1 pseudogene is annotated in these 502 nt (G+C 75.9%); it reads left to right on the plus strand.

The window, feature by feature from the left end:
- A pseudogene (locus tag AC1DP0_RS22590) lies at nt 1–393 on the plus strand (L-erythro-3,5-diaminohexanoate dehydrogenase); the annotation flags it as partial.
- Between the last annotated feature and the right edge of the window lie 109 nt (nt 394–502).

Here is a 502-nt window from a genome sequence, read left to right on the forward strand (position 1 = left end):
GAGCGGGAGCGCGCGGCGCTCGAGACGAGCGGCCTCGCCGACGCGGTCGTGCTGGCCGACGCGCGATCGCCGCTGGGTCTCGCGGCTGCCGTCCAGTCCGCCGGCGGCCCGGCCGACGTCACGGTCGTCTGCGTCGACGTGCCCGGCTGCGAGCAGCCCGCCATCCTCGCCACGGCCCAGGGCGGCACCATCATCTTCTTCAGCATGGCGACGAACTTCGCCGCCGCCGCGCTCGGCGCCGAGGGCCTGGCCGCAGACGTGCGGATGATCGTCGGCAACGGCTACGTGCCCGGCCACGCCGAGACGGCGCTCCGGCTCGTCCGCGAGGTCCCTGCCGTCCGCACCCTCTTCGAGGGCCGGCTGGCCGCCGAGACGGCAGGATCTGACGCATGAGCCGCACCCACCACCTGCTCGAGCTCGACCCGGCCGTCGTCCGCCGGGCCCGCTCGCTCGCCCGGAAGGCAGCCGCGCCCGTCGTGGAGATCGCGCGCAGCCACACGAC

The sequence above is a fragment of the Terrabacter sp. P5_B1 genome (assembly GCF_056400505.1).